Source organism: Burkholderia sp. KCJ3K979, assembly GCF_016759955.1.
Classification (GTDB): domain Bacteria; phylum Pseudomonadota; class Gammaproteobacteria; order Burkholderiales; family Burkholderiaceae; genus Burkholderia; species Burkholderia orbicola.
In genome coordinates, this window is sequence record NZ_JACFYV010000072.1 from 15,819 (window position 1) to 29,953 (window position 14,135).

General features: G+C 66.2%; 15 protein-coding genes. 12 read left to right on the forward strand and 3 right to left on the reverse strand.

The annotated features are described in order from the left end of the window. Positions 1 to 100: 100 nt before the first annotated feature. Positions 101 to 868: a tRNA (guanosine(46)-N7)-methyltransferase TrmB gene (trmB, locus tag H3O04_RS17425; RefSeq protein WP_202588137.1), complete on the forward strand. Its 768-nt coding sequence runs from the start codon at positions 101 to 103 to the stop codon at positions 866 to 868. Between the two features lie 97 nt (positions 869 to 965). Here trmB and H3O04_RS17430 read toward each other — a convergent pair whose 3' ends face one another. The 3 genes from H3O04_RS17430 to H3O04_RS17440 form a co-directional block, all read right to left on the reverse strand. After that, a complete protein-coding gene (locus H3O04_RS17430) occupies positions 966 to 1,796 on the reverse strand; it encodes an undecaprenyl-diphosphate phosphatase (protein WP_202588138.1) in 831 nt (276 codons plus the stop codon). A 79-nt stretch (positions 1,797 to 1,875) separates the two neighbouring features. After that, on the reverse strand, positions 1,876 to 2,457 hold the full coding sequence (locus H3O04_RS17435; protein ID WP_077179279.1) for a DUF1439 domain-containing protein: 582 nt from the start codon (positions 2,455 to 2,457) through the stop codon (positions 1,876 to 1,878). Beyond that, positions 2,454 to 2,771, reverse strand: a complete 318-nt coding sequence (locus H3O04_RS17440; protein ID WP_078041107.1) for a YkgJ family cysteine cluster protein — start codon at positions 2,769 to 2,771, stop codon at positions 2,454 to 2,456. Before H3O04_RS17440 ends, H3O04_RS17435 begins: the two co-directional genes overlap by 4 nt. Positions 2,772 to 2,944: 173 nt before the next feature. Between H3O04_RS17440 and hemN the strand changes: the two genes are divergently transcribed. From hemN to H3O04_RS17495, 11 genes are all read left to right on the forward strand, one after another. Further along, positions 2,945 to 4,336 carry an oxygen-independent coproporphyrinogen III oxidase gene (gene hemN, locus H3O04_RS17445; RefSeq protein ID WP_202588139.1) on the forward strand — a complete coding sequence of 464 codons (1,392 nt, stop codon included), beginning with the start codon at positions 2,945 to 2,947 and terminating at the stop codon, positions 4,334 to 4,336. 95 nt (positions 4,337 to 4,431) lie between these two features. Beyond that, the gene (locus tag H3O04_RS17450) at positions 4,432 to 4,689 is read left to right on the forward strand and encodes a hypothetical protein (RefSeq protein WP_006476690.1); all 258 of its coding nucleotides are present in this window, start codon (positions 4,432 to 4,434) and stop codon (positions 4,687 to 4,689) included. A gap of 104 nt (positions 4,690 to 4,793) precedes the next feature. Next, positions 4,794 to 5,450 carry a protein-L-isoaspartate O-methyltransferase family protein gene (locus H3O04_RS17455; protein WP_011544780.1) on the forward strand — a complete coding sequence of 219 codons (657 nt, stop codon included), beginning with the start codon at positions 4,794 to 4,796 and terminating at the stop codon, positions 5,448 to 5,450. A gap of 14 nt (positions 5,451 to 5,464) precedes the next feature. Next, positions 5,465 to 5,788, forward strand: coding sequence for a rhodanese-like domain-containing protein (locus H3O04_RS17460; RefSeq protein ID WP_006476692.1), 324 nt, complete (start codon positions 5,465 to 5,467; stop codon positions 5,786 to 5,788). A gap of 344 nt (positions 5,789 to 6,132) precedes the next feature. Then, positions 6,133 to 7,440, forward strand: coding sequence for an urea ABC transporter substrate-binding protein (gene urtA / locus H3O04_RS17465; RefSeq protein ID WP_011544779.1), 1,308 nt, complete (start codon positions 6,133 to 6,135; stop codon positions 7,438 to 7,440). Positions 7,441 to 7,588: 148 nt separating this feature from the next. Then, on the forward strand, positions 7,589 to 9,208 hold the full coding sequence (urtB, locus tag H3O04_RS17470; RefSeq protein WP_054927467.1) for an urea ABC transporter permease subunit UrtB: 1,620 nt from the start codon (positions 7,589 to 7,591) through the stop codon (positions 9,206 to 9,208). A gap of 1 nt (position 9,209) precedes the next feature. After that, positions 9,210 to 10,397 (forward strand): urea ABC transporter permease subunit UrtC, encoded by a 1,188-nt coding sequence (gene urtC, locus H3O04_RS17475; protein WP_027810756.1) that lies wholly within the window; start codon positions 9,210 to 9,212, stop codon positions 10,395 to 10,397. Continuing rightward, positions 10,394 to 11,251: an urea ABC transporter ATP-binding protein UrtD gene (urtD, locus tag H3O04_RS17480; RefSeq protein ID WP_006476695.1), complete on the forward strand. Its 858-nt coding sequence runs from the start codon at positions 10,394 to 10,396 to the stop codon at positions 11,249 to 11,251. Before urtC ends, urtD begins: the two co-directional genes overlap by 4 nt. Positions 11,252 to 11,255: 4 nt before the next feature. Next, the gene (gene urtE, locus H3O04_RS17485) at positions 11,256 to 11,948 is read left to right on the forward strand and encodes an urea ABC transporter ATP-binding subunit UrtE (RefSeq protein WP_202588140.1); all 693 of its coding nucleotides are present in this window, start codon (positions 11,256 to 11,258) and stop codon (positions 11,946 to 11,948) included. A 269-nt stretch (positions 11,949 to 12,217) separates the two neighbouring features. After that, complete coding sequence (locus tag H3O04_RS17490; protein WP_011544775.1) at positions 12,218 to 12,949, forward strand: type IV toxin-antitoxin system AbiEi family antitoxin domain-containing protein; 732 nt, start codon at positions 12,218 to 12,220, stop codon at positions 12,947 to 12,949. After that, positions 12,949 to 13,941, forward strand: coding sequence for a nucleotidyl transferase AbiEii/AbiGii toxin family protein (locus H3O04_RS17495; protein WP_011544774.1), 993 nt, complete (start codon positions 12,949 to 12,951; stop codon positions 13,939 to 13,941). Before H3O04_RS17490 ends, H3O04_RS17495 begins: the two co-directional genes overlap by 1 nt. Positions 13,942 to 14,135: the final 194 nt, after the last annotated feature.

The following is a 14,135-nucleotide window of genomic DNA, read 5'->3' on the forward strand; positions in this document are numbered from 1 at the left end:
CCGCCTCGTCGAAGGCGGCTTTTTTGTACCATGCGCCGAATCGCCCGGCAGCACTGCTGCGCAACGGGTCCTCGCCCGAACCGAGCCTTTCTCTGTACCGATGATGCACGACGATCCGAACGAAGCCGGCCTGCCGCCGCACGACGACGCCATTCCCGACCAAGCCACCGAAGGCGCCGACGAAGTCAACCCGCTGCACCACCGCCGCATCCGCAGCTTCGTGACGCGCGCCGGCCGCGTGTCGACCGGCCAGCGCCGCGCGCTCGACGAGTTCGGCCCGCGCTTCGTCGTCCCGTATGCGCCGGAGATGCCCGACTGGGACGCGATCTTCGGCCGCAGCGCACCGCGCATCCTCGAGATCGGTTTCGGGATGGGCGCGTCGACCGCGGAAATCGCCGCGCACCGCCCGGGCGACGACTTCCTCGGCGTCGAGGTGCACGAGCCGGGCGTCGGCGCGCTGCTGAAGCTGATCGGCGAGCAGGATCTGTCGAACATCCGCATCATCCAGCACGACGCGGTCGAGGTGCTCGAGCACATGATCGCGCCGGCAAGCCTCGACGGCGTGCATATCTTCTTCCCCGATCCGTGGCACAAGGCGCGTCACCACAAGCGCCGGCTGATCCAGTCGCCGCTCGTCGCGCATCTCGCGTCGCGCCTGAAGCCCGGCGCGTACCTGCACTGCGCGACCGACTGGCAGAACTACGCGGAACAGATGCTGGAAGTGCTCAGCGCGGAACCGACGCTCGAAAACACCGCTGCCGATTACGCACCGCGCCCGGACTACCGCCCGGTGACGAAATTCGAACGGCGCGGGTTGCGACTCGGCCACGGCGTGTGGGACCTGGTGTTCCGCAAGCGAGCAGACTAAGCGCGCCCCCGCCCCGCGCAGAATAAAGAAAGCCCGACTGGCATCTCACGCCGGTCGGGCTTTTTTCATGGAGCGGCGCATCGACCGCTCGCCAACCTCACGCCCAGTTCAGCCACCCGCTGTAACCCACCAGCAGCACGAACAACCCGAACGCGATCCGGTACCACGCGAACACCGTGAAATCGTGCGTCGCGACGTAGCGCAGCAGCCAGCGCACGCACACGAACGCGCTGACGAACGCCGCGACGAGCCCGAGCGCGAACAAGCCGAGCGAATCGACGGTGAACGCCTGCCAGTCCTTCACGGTTTCGTAGAGCGTCGCGCCGAAGATGATCGGAATCGCGAGGAAGAACGAGAATTCGGTGGCGACGCGCCGGTCGAGACCGAACAGCATCCCGCCGATGATCGTCGAGCCCGAGCGCGACATGCCGGGCACCAGCGCGAAGCACTGCGCGATCCCGACCTTGAGCGCGTCGAGCGGCGTCAGCGCATCGACCGACATCACGCGCGGCGGCTCGCTGCGTTCGCGCTGTCGCGCCTCGGCCCACAGGATGATCGCGCCGCCCACGACGAGCGCGAATGCAACGGGGACCGGCGAGAACAGCACGGCCTTGATCTTCTTCTCGAACAGGAGACCGAGCGCGATCGCGGGAATCGTCGCGATCACGACGTTCAGCGTGAAGCGTTGCGCCTCGGGCCGGCTCGGCAACCCGGACACGACGGACACGATCCGCTGCCGGTATTCCCAGCAGACCGCGAGGATCGCGCCGAACTGGATCACGACGTCGAACGTCTTCGCGTGCGAATCGTTGAAATTCAGGAAGCTGCCCGCGACGATCAGGTGACCGGTGCTCGACACCGGCAGGAATTCCGTCAGCCCCTCGACGACGCCGAGGATCAATGCCTTGCAGATCAGGATCCAGTCCATCCGTGGCCCAACTCCGAAATGGTCGAAAGAAAAGGCCACTCTTGCGCGCGCGGCCCGCCCGGCCGTGCGCGCCCCGTCGTCACTTTTCGACGATCGCCACGCGTATGCCGTTTGTAAGGATCGTAATTGTACCGGGTTCGTAGTTCACCCCGGCAAATTGCAGTTGTTCCGGCTTGAACGTGTAGATCGGGTAGTTGGTCAGCAACTGCGTCGCGAGCAGCCCGGCGGCGGCGCCGACCTGCTGCGCGTACATCTGCGCGTCGCCGTCGAGCACGAGGCTGTCGACGGCCGGCGCCTTCAGCACGACCGAGCGGCTCGGCGCGTCGTACGCGAGCTGGCCCGACACGGTGAACTTGCCGCTGACGGGCCCGCGCAGGAACGGGCTCGCGAAATTCGCGTCGAGCTGCACGGCCACGCGGTTCTGGTCGGGCAGCAGGTTGACGGCCGGGTTCGCGAGCGACACGTCGACGACCTGCGCGACCGTCTTCTGGTAAGGAAACTTGCGCGCGACGGCCTTCTGCACGTCGCCGCGCGAAAACGTGTAGTGATCGGGGATGAACGGGAACGTCGACGCGCACGCGGCAAGCGATACGCACACGCCGACGGCGCCGATAGCGGCAGCGAGAAAACGGCGCCGGCCGGGCGCGCGAGGGACGGTCATGCTGATTTCTCTCCTGGATGCGCCGGCCGCGTCGCGGCCTCGAGGCGCGTGAGCCACGCGAGCGCGTCGTCGCGCGACGCGCCGCACATGTCGGCGGACGGCTGCAGCCCGGAGCAGCACGCGGGGCGCTCGGGCCGGCCGAAGATCATGCAGCGCAGGTCGTCGCCGAGCTGCACGCAGCGTACGCCGGCCGGCTTGCCGTCGGGCATGCCCGGAATCGGGCTGGAAATCGACGGGGCGATGCAGCACGCGCCGCAGCCCTCGCGGCACGCATGCGGCGGCAGGGCTTCGGCGGGCGCCGGGCGGACAGGCATTTCGACGGACACTCGGCTCTCTCGACGAACAACGAAAAACGGTGCGGCAACCGGACGCGGCGTCCGGCAGCCCCACCCCGCATTGTGCCATCGCCGGCTGCGACGTTATTACACAATGCGGCCCGATCGCGCGTTCATATACTCGAAAGCATCTAAAAAAGCGCGAGACCGTCATGCATTCTGGTTCTGCCGACACGATGTTCCGTCCCGATTTGCTCACGAAATACGGCGCGAACGGGCCGCGCTATACGTCGTACCCTACCGCGCTGCAATTCCGCGACGATTTCGATCCGGCCGACTACGTCCGCGCGGCGGGCGACCCCGGCGCGTCGTCGAGCGACCTGTCGCTGTACTTCCACATCCCGTTCTGCAACACCGCGTGCTTCTACTGCGGCTGCAACAAGATCGCGACCAACAACCGCCGCCGCGCGCGCCCGTATCTCGACCAGCTCAAGCGCGAGATGGCGCTGCAGGCCGCGCTGTTCGATCCGTCCCGCCCCGTCACGCAACTGCACTGGGGCGGCGGCACGCCGACCTTCCTGTCCGACGACGAAACGGCCGAGCTGATGGCGGCCACGCGCGAGCATTTCGCGCTCGCGCCGGACGCCGACGCCGAGTTCTCGATCGAGATCGATCCGCGCACGGTCACGCCGGCGACGCTCGTCCATCTGCGCACGATCGGCTTCAACCGGCTGAGCCTCGGCGTACAGGATTTCGACCCGGCCGTGCAGCAGGCGATCAACCGCATCCAGCCGCTCTCGATGACCGCCGACCTGCTCGGCGCCGCGCGCGCGACCGGCTTCCATTCGGTCAGCGTCGATCTGATCTATGGGCTGCCGCACCAGACGGTCGCGGTGTTCGCGCGCACGCTCGAGACGATCATCGAACTCGCGCCCGATCGCCTGTCGGTGTTCGGCTACGCGCACATGCCGCACCTGTTCAAGATGCAGCGGCAGATCGACGATGCGGCGCTGCCGCCGACGGAAACGCGCATCGCGCTGCTCGGCCTCGCGATCGACATGCTGACGTCGGCCGGCTACGTGTACATCGGGATGGACCACTTCGCGCGGCCGTCCGACGAGCTCGTGCGCGCGCAGCGCAACGGCACGCTGCAGCGCAATTTCCAGGGCTACAGCACACGCGCGGATACCGACCTGCTCGGCTTCGGCGTGTCGTCGATCGGCAAGGTCGGCGACGTCTACGCGCAGAACGCGAAGGACCTGCCCGCGTACGGCGCCGCGCTCGACGCGGGCCGGCTGCCGATCGCGCGCGGCGTACGGCTCACGCCGGACGACCGGCTGCGCCGCGACGTGATCACGCAACTGATGTGCAACCTCGCGCTACCGTTCTCGCATGTCGAGGCCGCGCACGGCATCCGCTTCGCCGATCATTTCACGCGCGAGCTCGACGCGCTGCGCCCGTTCGAGCGCGACGGGCTGCTGACGATCGCAGGCGACCGGCTGACGATCCATCCGGCCGGCCGGATGGTCGTGCGCAACATCGCGATGGCGTTCGACGCGTATCTCGGCCAGACGCCGCGGCAGCGCTACTCGCGCACGGTTTGAGGCCGGTTCGCACGGCAAGGGGCGGTCGCGGGCCGCACGCGGTCGGCCGGTTTGATAGAGTGTGAGGCTTACATCCGCTTCGCCAGCCCCCCAAGATGCGCACCACCAAAGCGACCCACGCGGTCGAACGCCTGAAGACCCGCTCCGGCAACCCGCACTTCGCGGCCGTCGCGATGGCGGGCGGCCTGTTCTATCTCGTCGACCGCTCGGGCGGCACCGCCGAGAAGCGCTGCGAGCCGCTGCCGCTCGACGAATTCGTCAAGTTCGTCGACGAATTCGGCCCCAAAAAGCCGCGCAAGGCGAGCAAGCTCGACCTCGCGTTCGAGGCGCAGATCAAGAAGAGCAAGGGGTAAAGGTCTGTTGCAGGCCGCCTGAAGGCTTCCCGGCCGTGCCGTTTGGTACAATCACGAAGTTTCTCTATCCCCGCTGATGGCCCATCAGGCTGCGTGACCACACCATGAATATCGAAAACGCGCGTTTCAACATGATCGAACAGCAGATCCGTCCGTGGGACGTGCTGGATCTGGATGTCCTGGGCCTGCTGTCGATCGTCAAGCGTGAAAACTACGTGCCGGCCGAATACCGCGATCTCGCGTTCGCCGATCTCGAACTGCCGCTGCCCGGCGGCGCCAGCAAGATGCTGTTCCCGCGCGTCGAAGCGCGCGTGCTGCAGGAACTGACGGTCAAGAAGCACGAAAACGTGCTCGTGATCGGCGCAGGCTCGGGCTACCTGGCTGCGCTGTTCGCGCATCGCGCGCAGCACGTGACAGCCGTCGAGATCGATCCGACGATCGCGAAGTTCGCGGAAGACAACCTGCGCAACGACGGCGTGACCAACGCCGAAGTCGTGCTCGGCGACGGTTCGCGCGGCTGGGCCGCGAAGGCGCCGTACGACGTGATCTGCGTCGCGGGCGGCCTGCCGGTCGTGCCGCAGGAAATGCTCGAGCAGTTGAAGATCGGCGGCCGCCTGTCGGCGTTCGTCGGCGGCCGTCCGGTGATGAAGGCGCAGATCATCACCCGCATCGACGACAAGCAGTACCGTGTCGCCGACGTGTTCGAAACGTACATCGACCACTTGGTCAACGCGATCGAGCCGTCGCGCTTCAAGTTCTGAGCGGCGGAGCCTCCATGCAGATCCTGACGCCCGCGATGCTCGCGGAATGGCTTGGCGACACGGCGCGCCCCGCGCCGGTCGTGCTCGACGTGCGCGAGCCGTGGGAAATCGCGACCGCGCAGATCGCCGGCAGCGTGGCGATTCCGATGCAGCAGATTCCCGCGCGTAGCGAAGAGCTCGACGACGAAGCGGAAATCGTCTGCGTGTGCCATCACGGGATGCGCAGCGCGCAGGTCGCGATGTTCCTCGAATCGCGCGGCTTCACGAAGCTGTACAACCTGCAGGGCGGCATCGACGCGTGGTCGCGCGATGTCGATCCGTCCGTGCCGCGTTACTGATCGCTCCTTCCGGCGGCGCATCATGCGCCGCCGCGCCGCCCGGCACTGCCGCCGGCCGCACCGATCCGCCGAACGGGCGCGCACTGCGTGCCCGTTTTTCTTTTCCTCCCCGCTTTCCCTGCGTTTCGACGCCGAAGCGCCGTCGTGCACCATTTGCGCCCGTGCGTCTGCACCGCAACGGACCGCACATGCTGCACGACGCGTCATCCGCACCGCCCCGATGCCCGACGATGGTCCGCGCAGGCACGCCGGGCGTGCATCCGCGCGACTGGCACATGCCTTGCGTTACACGATGGCCGGCGCCGCCAGGGCGCACGCACATCCAACACGACAAGGGGATCTCGATGAAACGTCGCAGTCTGTTGAAGTTCGGTTCGATGGCCGGCGCGCTCGCGCTGGCGGGCAAGAGCCCGTTCGCGCACGCGGCCGACGCGGGCACCGGCCCGATCAAGGTCGGCGTCCTGCATTCGCTGTCGGGCACGATGGCGATCTCGGAGACGTCGCTGAAGGACACCGCGCTGATGACGATCGCCGACATCAACAAGAGCGGCGGCGTGCTGGGCCGCAAGATCGAACCGGTGGTGGTCGATCCCGCGTCGAACTGGCCGCTGTTCGCCGAGAAAGCGCGCCAGCTGCTCACGCAGGACAAGGTCGCGTGCGTGTTCGGCTGCTGGACGTCGGTGTCGCGCAAGTCCGTGCTGCCGGTGTTCGAGGAGCTGAACGGGCTGCTCTACTACCCGGTGCAGTATGAAGGCGAGGAAATGTCGCGCAACGTGTTCTACACGGGCGCCGCGCCGAACCAGCAGGCGATTCCGGCCGTCGAGTACCTGATGAGCGCGGAAGGCGGCGGCGCGAAGCGCTTCTTCCTGCTCGGCACCGACTACGTGTATCCGCGCACGACCAACAAGATCCTGCGCGCGTTCCTGAAATCGAAGGGCGTGAAGGACGCCGACATTCAGGAGGTCTACACGCCGTTCGGCCACAGCGATTACCAGACCATCGTCGCGAACATCAAGACCTTCTCGCAGGGCGGCAAGACGACCGTGGTCTCGACGATCAACGGCGACTCGAACGTGCCGTTCTACAAGGAGCTCGGCAACCAGGGCATCAAGGCGACCGACGTGCCGGTCGTCGCGTTCTCGGTCGGCGAGGAAGAGCTGCGCGGGATCGATACGAAGCCGCTCGTCGGCCACCTCGCCGCGTGGAATTACTTCATGTCGGTGAAGAACCCGACCAACACGAAGTTCAAGGACCAGTTCGCCGCGTGGGTGAAGGCGAACAACCTGCCGGGCGGCGCGAAGCGCGTGACCAACGATCCGATGGAAGCGACCTACGTCGGCATCCACATGTGGAAGCAGGCCGTCGAGAAGGCGAAGAGCACCGACGTCGACAAGGTGCGCGTCGCGATGATCGGCCAGACGGTCGCCGCACCGTCGGGCTTCACGCTCGCGATGGACGGCAACCATCACCTGCACAAGCCGGTGATGATCGGCGAGATCCGCGGCGACGGGCAGTTCAACGTCGTGTGGAAGACCAAGACGGCCGTGCGTGCGCAGCCGTGGAGCCCGTTCATCGCGGGCAACCAGGGCAAGCCGGACGTCGTCAGCTCGATTCCGGCGTTCCTGCGCCGGCAGCGCGCGGCGCTGGCCTGACGCCGTGCGGCACGTCGCGCTTCGTGTGCGACGTGCCACCCGCACGCTCGCCCGCTGCCGATGCGCCGGCCGCGCTTGCCGTGACCCATCGCCCGCGCCGGCGCCACGCCGCACCGCTCCCCTTTCCCACGCCCGACAGGATTCCCCGATGCCTACACGCTTTCGCCGAGCCGCCCGCGCGATCGTGGCATGCGCCGCCCTCGCGGGCCTGCTGCCGCACGCCGCGTTCGCGCTGACGGCAGCCGATACCGCCGCGCTCGCCGGCGACGACTTCGACGCGAAGACGGCCGCGATCGAACGGCTCGCCGCCGACACCGATCCGCGCGCCGTTGCGGTGCTCAATGCGCTGTCGAGCGGCGATGCGCTCGCAACCGGCGACGGCCACCTGCTGATCCAGTCCGGCGACACCGCGCACGACGCGCTCACGCAGGCCGCGACGCCGGCCGGCGACGCGCAGCCGGTGATGCTGAACAACCTGCTGCGCACGAAGATCGCCGGCGCGCTGTCGGGCCTCGCGCTCGCGTCGCCCGACGTGGCCGCGCGCCGCGACGCGATCGACGCGCTGCTGAAGTCGCCCGACCCGGCGCTCAAGCCGATGATCGACCGCGCCCGCGCAAAGGAAACCGATCCGGCGCTGAAACGCCGCCTCGATGCGCTGTGGGCGATCGCCGCACTGCACGATCCCGATCCGGCGAAGCGTCTCGAAGCCGCGCAGGTGGTGGCTGCCCGCAGCGACCTCGACATGATCGAACAACTCCGCCCGCTCGTCGCGAAGAACGCCGACGGCAGCTACGCGGAACCCGACGCACGCGTGCGCGACGCCGCACAACACGGGCTCGATACGTTGCACGCGCTGCAGCGCCGCGGCGAGATCGTCGGCACGTTGTTCGCGGGCCTGTCGCTCGGCAGCGTGCTGCTGCTCGCCGCGCTCGGCCTCGCGATCACGTACGGGCTGATCGGCGTGATCAACATGGCGCACGGCGAATTCCTGATGATCGGTGCGTACGCAACCTATGTCGTGCAGACGCTGATCCAGCGCTACGCGCCCGGCGCATTCGACTGGTATCCGCTCATCGCCGTGCCGGTGTCGTTCGCGGTGGCCGCCCTCGTCGGCATCGTGCTCGAACGGCTCGTGCTGCGGCACCTGTACGGCCGCCCGCTCGAAACGCTGCTCGCGACCTTCGGCGTGAGCCTGATCCTGATCCAGGCCACCCGCATGCTGTTCGGCGCGCAGAACGTGCAGGTCGTGAACCCGTCGTGGATGAGCGGCGGCGTGACGGTGATGCAGAACCTGATCCTGCCGTACAACCGGCTCGCGATCCTCGCGTTCGCGCTCGCGGTGGTGTTCGTCGCGTGGGCCGTGCTGACGAAGACGCGGCTCGGCCTGTTCGTGCGTGCGGTCACGCAGAACCGCCGGATGGCCGCCTGCGTCGGCGTGAAGACCGCCCGCGTCGACGCATATGCGTTCGCATTCGGCGCGGGCATCGCGGGCCTCGGTGGCTGCGCGCTGTCGCAGATCGGCAACGTGGGCCCCGATCTCGGCCAGAACTACATCATCGATTCGTTCATGGCCGTCGTGCTCGGCGGCGTCGGCCAGATCGCCGGCACGGTGCTCGGCGGCTTCGGGCTCGGCCTCGCGAGCAAGGCGATCGAACCGTTCTGGGGCGCCGTACTCGCGAAGATCGCGGTGCTCGTGATGATCGTGCTGTTCATCCAGAAACGCCCGCAGGGGATGTTCGCCCCGAAGGGCCGCAGCGCGGAGGCTTGACGTGACTTCATACACCGATTCGATGTCGAACCCGGTCGCCGACGCGTCGAAGCCCGCTGCCGCCGCGCGCGCGGCGGACGGCTTCGCGCTCGGCCTGCCGCCCCGCCCCGCGCTGCTGTCGCGCCGCGCGTGGCTCGCGCTCGTCGCGCTGTGCGTGGCGATCGGCATCGGCGTGCCGCTCGCCGCGCTGGTTGCGCCCGAAGCCAGCGCGTTCCATCTGTCCGCGTACACGATGACGCTCGCCGGCAAGCTGATGTGCTACGCGATCGCCGCGCTCGCGCTCGATCTCGTGTGGGGCTACTGCGGCATCCTGAGCCTCGGCCACGGCCTGTTCTTCGCGCTCGGCGGCTATGCGATCGGCATGTACCTGATGCGCGAGATCGGCCGCGACGGCAAGTACGGCAGCGACCTGCCCGACTTCATGGTGTTTCTCGACTGGCACCAGTTGCCGTGGTACTGGAGCGGCACGCAGCATCTCGCGTGGGCCCTCGCGCTGGTCGTGCTCGTGCCGGCCGTGCTCGCGTGGGTGTTCGGCTTCTTCACGTTCCGCTCGCGCGTGAAGGGCGTGTACCTGTCGATCATCACGCAGGCCATGACGTTCGCCGCGATGCTGCTGTTCTATCGCAACGAGACGGGCTTCGGCGGCAACAACGGCTTCACCGATTTCAAGCGCATCGCCGGCTTCGCGATCACGTCGCCGGGCACGCGTACGGTGCTGTTGCTGCTGACGTTCGCGACCCTCGTGCTCGCGTTCATCGCCGCGCGCGCGATCGTCACGAGCAAGCTCGGGCGCGTGGTGACCGCGGTGCGCGACGGCGAGACGCGGCTGATGTTCCTCGGCTACAGCCCGCTCGCGTACAAGCTGTTCGTGTGGACCGTGTCGGCCGTGCTGTGCGGCATCGCCGGCGCGCTGTACGTGCCGCAGGTCGGCATCATCAATCCCGGCGAGATGTCGCCCGGCAACTCGATCGAAATGGCGATCTGGGTCGCGGTGGGCGGGCGCGGCACGCTGATCGGGCCGATCGTCGGCGCGTTCGCGGTGAACGGCGCGAAGAGTTTCTTCACCGCGTACTTCGCCGAATACTGGCTGTTCTTCCTCGGCCTGATCTTCGTGCTCGTGCCGCTCCTGCTGCCGCGCGGGATCATGGGCCTCGTCGAAACCGTGCTCGCGAAGGGGAAACGCGCATGAACGGAACGGCTCTCTACCAGTTCACGCCGCCGCCCGAGGACGAGCTGCTGGCCGTCAGCGGCAGCGCATCGATGGGGCGCGTCGTGCCGGACGGCATCGATACGTCGCACGGCACGATCCTCTATCTGGAGGATATCGAGGTGAGCTTCGACGGCTTTCGCGCGCTGAAGAAGCTGTCGCTCGCGATCGACGCGGGCGAGCTGCGCTGCGTGATCGGCCCGAACGGCGCGGGCAAGACGACGATGATGGACGTCATCACCGGCAAGACGCGGCCCGATGCGGGCAAGGTGTTTCTGGGCCAGACGATCGACCTCGCGCGGATGAACGAGCCCGAGATCGCGCGGGCCGGCATCGGCCGCAAGTTCCAGAAGCCGACCGTGTTCGAACAGCATCCGGTGTGGGAAAACCTCGAACTCGCGATGCAGACCGACAAGGGCTGGCTCGCGTCGCTGCGCGCGCGGCTCGACCGCACCGCGCAGGGAAAGATCGAGGAAACGCTCGCGCTGATCGGCCTCGAAAGCCACGCGTATCGCGCGGCCGGCGAGTTGTCGCACGGGCAGAAGCAGCGGCTCGAAATCGGCATGCTGCTGATGCAGCGCCCCGCGCTGCTGCTGCTCGACGAGCCGGCGGCCGGGATGACCGACCACGAGACGATGGAACTCGCCGAGCTGCTGAACACGCTGCGCGGCACCTGCTCGATGATGGTCGTCGAGCACGACATGGAGTTCGTCGCGGCGCTCGCGGGCGACACGGGACGCGTGACGGTGATGGCCGAAGGCGCGGTGCTCGCGCACGGCACGCTCGACCAGGTCAAGCGCGACGACGCGGTGATCGAGTCTTACCTCGGACGATGATGCGATGCTGAAAATCGAAGCGCTGAACCAGTACTACGGCGGCAGCCATATCCTGCGCAACGTGAACCTCGTCGCCGACGACGGCAAGCTCACCGTGCTGCTCGGCCGCAACGGCGTCGGCAAGAGCACGCTGCTGCGCTGCCTGATGGGCGTCGTCGCCGCGAAAAGCGGCAGCGTGTCGTGGCGCGGCGCCGCGCTCGGTGCGCTGCCGCCGTGTGCGCGCGTCGCGGCCGGGCTCGCGTACGTGCCGCAGGGCCGCGACATCTTTCCGCGGCTCACCGTCGAGGAAAACCTGCTCGTCGGCGCGGCGAGCCGCAAGGCGCCATCGAAGGTACCCGACCGTATCTACGATCTGTTCCCGGTGCTGAAGGACATGCGCGCGCGGCGCGGCGGCGACCTGTCGGGCGGCCAGCAGCAGCAGCTCGCAATCGGCCGCGCGCTGATGAGCGAGCCGCAGTTGCTGATCCTCGACGAGCCGACCGAGGGCATCCAGCCGTCGATCATCCAGGACATCGGCCGCACGCTGCGCCAGCTCGTCGACGAATCGAACATGACCGTGCTGCTCGTCGAACAGTATTACGATTTCGCGCGATCGATCGCCGATCGCTACTGGGTGATGAGCCGCGGTGAGATCGTCGCGGGTGGTGACGCGCGGGACATGGAAACGAATGGCGTACGCGAACTGATCGCGGTGTGATGGACACCCCGGCGTCCAGCCGGGGGTGTCGACGATCAACTCTTGTTATTCGACCCCCATACTTCGAACGTTGAATATTTTCAAATTATCAAATGAATTACGCATTTCTCGCATGCAGTCAACGCGTCACCCCGGATCATGCCCTTCCCGAGGAGTGGTTTGAGGTGTGACGGGATCCGGCAAATCCGGCACGGCGGCGTTATAAAATTGCATATAATCAAACATACTCTATATATACTGCAATCAGACAACGCCCTAGTCACGCCACGATGAGCAACAAAACAGTCCAGCGGTTGATGCAGGAGACCCTGCGCGGTTACCCCATCGATTCCGAAACGCTTCGGAACATGGGCGTGAGCGCGGCTTTGGCGTCACATATGGTCAAGTCCGGCTGGTTACAACGCCTTTCAAAAGGTACCTACCTGCTGACCGGCGACACGCCCTCGCGGGACGGCATCATCGCGCATCTTGGCCGACGCGTCCCCGGCATCCATGTCGGCGGCAAAACAGCCCTCGCCTGGCAAGGTGTTCGCCACAACATCACATTCAAAGAGAAAGTCATTCTCTGGGGCCCGAGACCTTATCGCATCCCCTCATGGGTCGCGGAGCACATGCGCTACACGTACCAGACCACTGCGTTGTTCGACGAATCGTTGCCCTATTCATTCGGGCTGACGCAGCTTCCCGCCGGGGGGCCCGACGTGCTTGTTTCCGTACCGGAGCGAGCCATACTGGAGCTTGCAAGCGACATCGGAAAGGGACAGTCGTTAGAGGAAGCATCCAACCTGGTGATCGGATTGCGCAACCTGCGCGTCAAAACGCTGGACGTGCTTCTACATCACTGTACGAGCGTGAAGGTGGTACGACTGGTGCGGGATCTTGGACAGGGTGCGGACTTCCCGTGGGCGCGAGAACTCCAGAGGCACGTCAACCGTCTCGGCGAAGGCACGCGATGGTCGAACAAAATGAAAGACGGCAAGCGACTCACACTCAAACCGTGATGAACCAGATCTACGTAGACACCGTCCGGCTGATGCTCGCGATTGCACCGATCGTCTTCGACACGCCGCGCTTCGCGATGAAGGGCGGTACCGCGCTAAACCTCTTTCTCCATGACATGCCACGTCTGTCGGTCGACATCGATGTCGTGTTCACCGATCGAGGCCTGAACCGCGAAGAAGCGCTCGATGCGATCAACCAGGAGCTGGATCGAACCCGGAGGCAAATCGAGGCCGAGGGACATGCGACGGAGTTCTCGGCTGCCTCCTCATCCGGGAAAGCGAAGGGCGACGACGTGAAGCTCGTGGTCCTTTCCGGCGCGACCGCCGTCAAGGTCGAGGTCAACTACATATTCCGAGGCACGTTACTCGACCCCGTCCGGCGGCTCATCACGAAGCAAGCCGAGGACACCTTCAGCACCAGCATCGAAGTCCCGACGCTTCACGACGCGGAGCTCTACGGCAGCAAGCTGGTGGCCGCACTGGACCGCCAGCATCCACGCGACCTTTTCGATGTGATGCATATGTATTCGCACCATGGGTTGCGCCCGGATATCGTGGATGCGTTTGTGGGCTACCTGTCCGGGCATAACAGGCCGATTCACGAGGTGTTGTTCGGACCGAAGCATTCGATGGCAGATGCCTACGACTCCGATTTCGTCGGCATGACGGTCGAACCCGTCGACCTGGCGGTGCTCGAAACAACACAAGAACGGCTCCATCGGGAACTACCCGCATCGCTCACGGAGAATCATCGTCGATTCCTGATATCGCTGGTCCGGGCCGAGCCAGACTGGTCCTTGATGCCATACGCGCATCTGCGCGAATTGCCGGCCCTGAGATGGAAGCTCATCAACCTCGGAAATCTCAAAAAGAAAAAGCCGGAGGTGTTCGCCCAGCAGGAGTCGGCGCTCCGCGAGAAATTCGCCACGCTGGACAACGAACATGCGTCGGCCGACACGGAGACCGACACCATGCGACCGAGCCAAGAATAAACGCGCCAGCAGCGTGCCGCCATTCTCGCATCGCTCGCGTCCCTCGCACTGCTCTGACGCGCCATCGGACATGTTCGGCCATGCTGGTCACGCAGAGGATTGACGATTCGATCAAAGCCGGCACTTTCAACGCACGCGGCATCTGCATTATTGTTCCGGTAGCATCCACGTTCTTCGCACCCGCTTCCTCGTTT

What these genes read in the sequence shown, in the direction of transcription:
- trmB (WP_202588137.1), top strand. Translation starts at nt 101, where the DNA reads ATGATGCACGACGATCCGAACGAAGCCGGCCTGCCGCCGCACGACGAC.
- H3O04_RS17430 (WP_202588138.1), bottom strand. Translation starts at nt 1,796, where the DNA reads ATGGACTGGATCCTGATCTGCAAGGCATTGATCCTCGGCGTCGTCGAG.
- H3O04_RS17435 (WP_077179279.1), bottom strand. Translation starts at nt 2,457, where the DNA reads ATGACCGTCCCTCGCGCGCCCGGCCGGCGCCGTTTTCTCGCTGCCGCT.
- H3O04_RS17440 (WP_078041107.1), bottom strand. Translation starts at nt 2,771, where the DNA reads ATGCCTGTCCGCCCGGCGCCCGCCGAAGCCCTGCCGCCGCATGCGTGC.
- hemN (WP_202588139.1), top strand. Translation starts at nt 2,945, where the DNA reads ATGCATTCTGGTTCTGCCGACACGATGTTCCGTCCCGATTTGCTCACG.
- H3O04_RS17450 (WP_006476690.1), top strand. Translation starts at nt 4,432, where the DNA reads ATGCGCACCACCAAAGCGACCCACGCGGTCGAACGCCTGAAGACCCGC.
- H3O04_RS17455 (WP_011544780.1), top strand. Translation starts at nt 4,794, where the DNA reads ATGAATATCGAAAACGCGCGTTTCAACATGATCGAACAGCAGATCCGT.
- H3O04_RS17460 (WP_006476692.1), top strand. Translation starts at nt 5,465, where the DNA reads ATGCAGATCCTGACGCCCGCGATGCTCGCGGAATGGCTTGGCGACACG.
- urtA (WP_011544779.1), top strand. Translation starts at nt 6,133, where the DNA reads ATGAAACGTCGCAGTCTGTTGAAGTTCGGTTCGATGGCCGGCGCGCTC.
- urtB (WP_054927467.1), top strand. Translation starts at nt 7,589, where the DNA reads ATGCCTACACGCTTTCGCCGAGCCGCCCGCGCGATCGTGGCATGCGCC.
- urtD (WP_006476695.1), top strand. Translation starts at nt 10,394, where the DNA reads ATGAACGGAACGGCTCTCTACCAGTTCACGCCGCCGCCCGAGGACGAG.
- urtE (WP_202588140.1), top strand. Translation starts at nt 11,256, where the DNA reads ATGCTGAAAATCGAAGCGCTGAACCAGTACTACGGCGGCAGCCATATC.
- H3O04_RS17490 (WP_011544775.1), top strand. Translation starts at nt 12,218, where the DNA reads ATGAGCAACAAAACAGTCCAGCGGTTGATGCAGGAGACCCTGCGCGGT.
- H3O04_RS17495 (WP_011544774.1), top strand. Translation starts at nt 12,949, where the DNA reads ATGAACCAGATCTACGTAGACACCGTCCGGCTGATGCTCGCGATTGCA.